At 64.0% G+C, this 6,428-nt stretch carries 6 protein-coding genes; 3 read left to right on the top strand and 3 right to left on the bottom strand.

From position 1 onward, the window contains the following. Window positions 1-542 (bottom strand): ABC transporter permease (locus RMO18_RS07870; RefSeq protein ID WP_309665060.1); only part of this gene is annotated, 542 nt, incomplete at its 3' end. Between the two features lie 116 nt (window positions 543-658). Further along, window positions 659-1,675: a substrate-binding domain-containing protein gene (locus tag RMO18_RS07865; RefSeq protein ID WP_309665059.1), complete on the bottom strand. Its 1,017-nt coding sequence runs from the start codon at window positions 1,673-1,675 to the stop codon at window positions 659-661. A 296-nt stretch (window positions 1,676-1,971) separates the two neighbouring features. On the opposite strand from RMO18_RS07865, the gene RMO18_RS07860 reads away from it, so the two are divergent. After that, window positions 1,972-3,120, top strand: coding sequence for an ROK family transcriptional regulator (locus tag RMO18_RS07860; RefSeq protein WP_309665058.1), 1,149 nt, complete (start codon window positions 1,972-1,974; stop codon window positions 3,118-3,120). Window positions 3,121-3,212: 92 nt separating this feature from the next. On the opposite strand, the gene RMO18_RS07855 is transcribed toward RMO18_RS07860, so the two are convergent. After that, window positions 3,213-4,136, bottom strand: coding sequence for a DMT family transporter (locus RMO18_RS07855; RefSeq protein ID WP_309665056.1), 924 nt, complete (start codon window positions 4,134-4,136; stop codon window positions 3,213-3,215). A gap of 129 nt (window positions 4,137-4,265) precedes the next feature. On the opposite strand from RMO18_RS07855, the gene RMO18_RS07850 reads away from it, so the two are divergent. Together RMO18_RS07850 and RMO18_RS07845 are read left to right on the top strand one after the other, a co-directional pair. After that, window positions 4,266-5,033: a gamma-glutamylcyclotransferase gene (locus tag RMO18_RS07850; protein WP_309665054.1), complete on the top strand. Its 768-nt coding sequence runs from the start codon at window positions 4,266-4,268 to the stop codon at window positions 5,031-5,033. Continuing rightward, on the top strand, window positions 5,033-6,428 hold a 1,396-nt coding region (locus RMO18_RS07845), incomplete at its 3' end, for an amidohydrolase family protein (RefSeq protein WP_309665052.1). The genes RMO18_RS07850 and RMO18_RS07845, both read left to right, overlap by 1 nt.

Below are 6,428 nucleotides of genomic sequence, written 5' to 3'. Positions count from 1 at the left end.
CGGATGGATTCAGACTGCGAATACCACAGCGTCAGCGCCGAAAAGATCGACAGCGTTCCCAGCGTCACGATGAACGGCGGCAGCTTGATGCGCGCAACCAGCACACCGTTTACCGCACCCATCAGCGCCCCGAAGGCCAGACCGATCATCACGGCAACAAGCATCGGCACGCCGGAAAACACCGCGAGGTTGCCCATGATCAGCGAGCACAACACCAAGATCGCGCCGACCGACAGGTCGATCCCTGCGGTCAGGATCACCAGCGTCTGCGCCAGCGCCACGAAGCCGGTGACCGTCACCTGTTTCAACACGGTCGACAGCGCGCCCATCCCGAAAAACCGTGGCGCGATGATCGAGAAAATGGCGATGGAGATCAGCAGCACCAGGGCCGGGATCATCGTCGGATAGGTCCGCAGAAAGTTTCGCACGACATGCGTGAAAGATTTGTCGTCTTTTTCGAAGGTGGCAACGACAGAGTCGGCCTTGGCGAGCGTCGCCTCATAGTCGGATATCGTCTTGGTTGGTGCGTCTTCGGCGCTCATCTGTGCGTGTTCCCCCGGTTTACAGCCTGGTCCCGTTTGGAAACGCTACCCCGGCTATGAAGAAGGGCGACTGTAAAGCCGCCCTTCCACTAATCAAGCCACTCGTTATGGTCTTATCAGCCCCAGCAGAGTTCGGTGCCTTTGGTGGTGTCGATCGACGGCACGCCTTCGGCAGGCTTGTCGGTCACCAGGTTCACACCGGTGTTGTAGAAGGACAGGCCTTCGGTGACGGTCGGCTTGGTGCCGTCCTTGGCGAAGGCCACGATGGCCTCGATGCCTTTGGACGCCATCAGCAGCGGATACTGCTGCGAGGTGGCGCCGATGACGCCCGATTTGACCGAAGCCACGCCCGGGCAGCCGCCGTCGACCGAAACGATGATCGCCTGGCCTTCCTTGCCGGCGTTCTTGAGCGCCTGGTAGGCACCTTCGGCAGCCGGTTCGTTGATCGTGTAGACCACGTTGATGTCGGGGTCTTTGGCGAGCAGAGTCTCCATCGCGCGGAGGCCACCTTCGGGGTTCGCATCCGAGTCTTCGTGACCGATGACGCGCGGATCGGTTTCCGAACCCATCACGGTCAGGTCCGGAACTTCGATGCCAAAGCCGACAAGGAAGCCTGTGTCGCGCAGAACGTCGACCGAGATGTTTTGCTTGTTGATGTCCAGCATTGCGATCTTGGCGGTCGCAGCCTTGTCGCCCAGCGTCGCCGCAGCCCATTTGCCGATCAGGAGACCCGCTTCGAAGTTGTCGGTGGCAAAGGTGATGTCCTGCGCCTCGGCGTCACCCAGCGGGGTATCCAGCGAGATCACCAGAATGCCGGCAGCGCGGGCGTCCTTGAGGGCCGGGCCAACGCTGTCGTTCGACGGCGTGATCAGGATACCCTTGGCACCAGCGGCCACGCAGTTCTCGATCGCGGTGATCTGCGGGGCGGCGTCGCCGTCCTTTTCACCGGCATAGGCCTGGAAGTCGAGGCCGGCTGCGGTGGCGGCAGCCTCGGCGCCCTCTTTCATCTTCACGAAGAACGGGTTGGTGTTGTTCTTGGTGATCAGGCAAGCGAGGTCGGCGGCCGAAGCGGAACCCGCCATCAGCGCCATCGCAGCGGCAGCGCCCAACAGAGCTTTGGTGTTGAAAGTCATGGTCGTCCTCCCAAGGATGCAGGGGTGGTTCCCTGCTGGTTTGCTAATCTATCCGCAGACGAACCTCCCGCTGCGATGGCAGCAGAGAAACTGATTCTCGTAGTCGCGTCAAGATAATTAAATCACTCTGATTTATTATTGACAGAGCGCCGGAATTTTCCGCACTGTGACTGCTGAGGGGCCAATCCGGGCTCTGTCGAAAGTTGGGCCGACCTGTGAGAACCCTAGCTGATCTTGCGTCAGAGACGCGTCCTGGCAGTGATGCTTCGGCCCTTCGTGGGTCTAATCAATCGGGTATGCGGGCGCATAACGAACGGCTGGTGCTGTCATTGGTGCGCCAGCAAGGGGCGTTGGCCAAGTCGGATATCGCGCGAATCACCGGGCTGTCGGCGCAGACGGTTTCGGTGATCATGCGCAGTCTGGAACAGGATGGTCTGTTGTTGCGCGGCGAACCGCAGCGCGGGCGGATCGGCCAGCCCTCGGTGCCGATGTCGATCGCACCGGAGGGCGCGTTCTTTTTCGGGCTGAAGATCGGGCGGCGATCGGCGGATCTGGCGCTGGTGGATTTTCTGGGCCGGGTGCGGGGCGCGCGGCGGCGGATCTATCGCTATCCGACGCCCGGTGCGGTAGTGGCCTTTGTGTCCGAAGCGCTGCCCGACCTGATTGCCAGCCTGCCAGCGGCGCTGCGCGGGCGGATCGGCGGGATGGGCGTGGCGATGCCGTTTCAGCTGTGGAATTGGGTGCAATACATCGGCGCGCCGCAAGCCGAGATGGACGCATGGCGTAACCGAGATATGCAATCGGAGCTGGCGGCGTTGTCGGGGATGCCGGTCTATGTGCAGAACGACGCGACCGCGGCCTGCGGGGCCGAACTGGTGTTCGGCACGGGCGAGCGGCCAAAGGACTTTCTTTACTTCTACTTTGGCTATTTCATCGGCGGCGGGCTGGTGCTGAACGGCCAGCTGTTCACCGGACCGCATGGCAATGCGGCGGGCGTCGGCCCGATGCCGGTGCCGGGGCCGGACGGGCGGATGCGCCGTTTGCTGAGCGTGGCATCGATGGCGGTGCTGGCCGATGCAATGGAGGCGGCTGGGCAAAGTTCGGATCAGCTGTGGGAACGGCCCGACCGGTGGGACGTGCGAGAGGACATTCTGGACGCCTGGATGACGGCTGCTGCGGAAGGTCTTGCCAGTGCCACGATGAGTGCTGCGGCCTTGTTGGAAATGGAGGCGGTGCTGATCGACGGCTGGATGCCGGTGGCGGTGCGCGCCGAAGTGGTGCGGCGCACCGAAGCCGCGCTCTACCGGCTCGATCTGTCGGGGATCGAGCCGCCGGTGATCCGCGAAGGCACGGTGGGTGCCAAGGCGCGGGCGCTGGGGGCGGCGGCGATCCCGCTGTCGCAGCGCTATCTGATCGACCAGAACGCGGCGGCGCGGGAAGGCTGAGGCGCTGCCCGGGGCCGGCCCCGGAGGGTTTCACACCCTCCGGACACCCGTGGGATATTTGGCGAAGAGGAAGCCCTGAACCGGGTAGCGGTCTAGCCTTGCGGCGTCATCGCCTTGCGCTGGCGGGCGCGTTCCAGACCGAGGTGGCGTTCGCGCAGGATGATCAGAATGCCGGCCGTCACGATCAGCGCGGCACCGCCCAGCATTGTCCATGTGGGTACTTCGTTGAACACGAAATAGCCGATGCCAAGGGCGAACAGCATCGAGGCATAGTCGAACGGGGCGACCAGCGAGGCGTCGGCCTCGCGGTAGCTCGAGGTCAGCAGGATCTGGCCAAGGCCGCCCAGCAGGCCAGCGCCGATCAGCAGACCGGCCTCGAACGGCGTGGGCCAGACCCAGCCGAAGGGCAGCGTGATCAGCGACAGCGCCGAAGCGGTGAGCGAGAAGTAGAACACGATGGCAGAGGTCTTTTCGGTGGTCACCAGTTTGCGCACGAAGACCTGTGCCAGTGCGGCAAACACCGCGCCGCCAAGGACCAGCATCGCGCCGAACGCCTCGGTCACGCCTGCGGCATCGTCGGAGACGAGGCTTAGGCGGGGGGCCAGAACGATGAGCACCCCGATCATGCCCAAGGCCACGGCGGAGATGCGGAAGATCCGCACCTCTTCGCCCAGAAACATCGCGGCGAACACGACCGTCAGCAGGGGTGCGGCATAGCCGATGGCGGTGACCTCTGGCAGCGGCAGGTAGCCAAGGCCGGCAAAGCCAAGGCCCATCGCGAGGGTGCCTACGACGCCGCGCCAGATGTGGCCCATCGGCGCGTTGGCGCGAAGGCCGCCGGGCAGTTCGCGCCGCCAGATCAGCCATGCAACGATCACCGGAATGGCAAAGAACGAACGGAAGAACACCGCCTGCCCCGACGGCACATGCGCCGAGGTGGCCTTGATCAGCGAGGCCATCACGATGAACACGAGAACCGAGCCAAGCTTGAAGGCAATGCCGCGGAGGGGACGCATGAGCGGGGCCTTTCCTAGGCTGCAAGTCCAATCACCCTTCGCTGGCGGGATCAAGGGCGGATACGCTTTGCGCTGGCAATCTGGGTATGGTCTGCTGGCAGCCTGAAACAACTTGCGAAGCAGTGACCAATGACCCTTGATGCCTTTGCCCACCATCCCGACCTGCGCGGTCTGATCACCGATCTGGACCGGTCGGGTTTTCGGCACTTTGATCCACAGGTTTATGCCGCAAATCACCCGGAGCTGCGGCTGGAGACATTCATCACCCCGGCGGCAGAACGCGAGGCGCTGCGACGCGCGACTTTGGCGGGCTGGCAGGGGGATCTGTGGGTATTTGGCTATGGCTCGCTGATGTGGGACCCGGCCTTCCACTTTGCCGAACTGCGCCGGGCCCGGGTGGCCGACCACGCCCGCAGGTTCATTCTGAAGGATACGTTCGGCGGGCGTGGCACGGCCAAGCAGCCCGGACTTCTGGCTGCATTGGATCATGGGCCGGGCTGCGATGGGCTGGCCTTCCGGATCGAAGCGAAAGATGTGGCGCACGAGACCGAAATCCTGTGGCGGCGCGAGCTGGCCGGGCCGGCCTATCACGCCGCCTTCGTGACCGCTGATACCGCCCAAGGCCAAATCCGGGCGCTGACCTTTACCGCCGATCATGCGTCGAAAGCGATTGTCGGTAACATTTCGCGGGCCGAGCAGGTGCGCTACATTGCGACGCGCACCGGGTCCTTCGGGTCAAGCCTGGCCTACCTGTCCAACATCGCCACGCATTTTGCCGCGCTGGGGATCGAGGATGCCGAGGTGTCTGGCCTGATGCGGGAAACGGCGGCCTACCTTGCCGACCGTCAGTCCGTGCCACCGGCGGCCGGACCGGCGCATCGAAACGGAGGCAAATGATGACCCGCAGCCTTGCCGACCGAATTGATCAAGGCCGGGGTGTCGTGCCGGCCGATCTGGTGCTGAAAGGCGGCAGGGTGTTTGATCTGATCACCGGCGATCTGGTGGAAACCGACGTGGCGATCTGTGGCGAGATGATCGTGGGGGTGTTCGGGGAATACTCCGGACGGCGCGAGATCGACGTTTCGGGTAAGGTTCTGGTTCCGGGGTTTATCGATACGCATCTGCACATCGAAAGCTCGCTGGTGACGCCGCATGAATTTGACCGCTGTGTCACGCCGCGGGGGGTGACGACGGCGATCTGCGATCCGCATGAGATTGCCAATGTCTGCGGGTTGCCGGGCATTCGGTACTTCCTTGAGAGCGCGGCGCAGACGCTGATGGACATCCGGGTGAACCTGTCATCCTGCGTGCCCTCGACCCATATGGAAACCACCGGCGCGCGGCTGGAGGCGGCGGATCTGGTGCCGTTGATGGATCATCCGGCGGTGATCGGGCTGGCGGAGTTCATGAACTATCCCGGCGTTTTGATGAAGGACTCCGGCTGTCTGGCCAAGCTGGAGGCTTTTGCCGGGCGGCATATTGACGGGCACGCGCCCTTGCTGCGCGGCAATGACCTGAACGGCTACATCTCTGCCGGCATCCGGACCGAGCATGAGGCGACGACCTATGACGAGGGGCTGGAAAAGCTGCGCAAAGGGATGCGGGTGCTGATCCGCGAAGGCTCGGTGTCAAAGGACCTGCACGCGTTGGCGGGGCTGCTGACCGAGCGGTTCGCACCCTATCTGGCGTTTTGCACCGATGACCGCAACCCTTTGGACATTGGCGAGCATGGGCATCTGGACCACATGATCCGCACCGCGATTGCCTTGGGCGCGCCGCCTTTGGCGGTATACCGGGCGGCCAGTCTGAGCGCGGCGGAGGCGTTTGGCTTGAAGGACCGCGGACTGATCGCGCCGGGCAAGCGGGCGGATATCGCGGTGATCGACAATCTGGACGGGTGCCACGCCAGCATGGTTCTGGCGCGGGGCGTGGTGGCGGATGCGGCGGCCTTTGCGGGCCGGGCGGGGACGGAGCCGGTGGCGCGGCGGTCGGTCAAGGCGCCGAGGGTTCTGGCTGAGGATTTCCGCACCGCCGGCAACCGGGTGGAGACGCCGGTGATCGGGATCCTGTCGGGCAAGATCATCACCGAGCATCTGACGTTTGATCTGGCCCCGGAGGATGGCGACAAGCGTCCGGATGTGGCGCGGGATCTGGTGAAGATCGCGGTGATCGAGCGGCACGGGGTGAACGGGAACAAGGCCACCGGGTTCGTGAAAGGGTTCGGACTGCAGCGGGGGGCGATCGCCTCGACCGTCTGTCACGATCACCACAATATCGCGGTGGTGGGGGTGG

Source organism: Tabrizicola sp. (assembly GCF_031377265.1).
Lineage (GTDB): Bacteria > Pseudomonadota > Alphaproteobacteria > Rhodobacterales > Rhodobacteraceae > JAUYQR01.
Note: the sequence above shows the minus strand (reverse complement) of the source record. Positions and strands in the feature narration are given on the sequence as shown.

What these genes read in the sequence shown, in the direction of transcription:
- RMO18_RS07850 (WP_309665054.1), top strand. Translation starts at nt 4,266, where the DNA reads ATGACCCTTGATGCCTTTGCCCACCATCCCGACCTGCGCGGTCTGATC.
- RMO18_RS07860 (WP_309665058.1), top strand. Translation starts at nt 1,972, where the DNA reads ATGCGGGCGCATAACGAACGGCTGGTGCTGTCATTGGTGCGCCAGCAA.
- RMO18_RS07855 (WP_309665056.1), bottom strand. Translation starts at nt 4,136, where the DNA reads ATGCGTCCCCTCCGCGGCATTGCCTTCAAGCTTGGCTCGGTTCTCGTG.
- RMO18_RS07865 (WP_309665059.1), bottom strand. Translation starts at nt 1,675, where the DNA reads ATGACTTTCAACACCAAAGCTCTGTTGGGCGCTGCCGCTGCGATGGCG.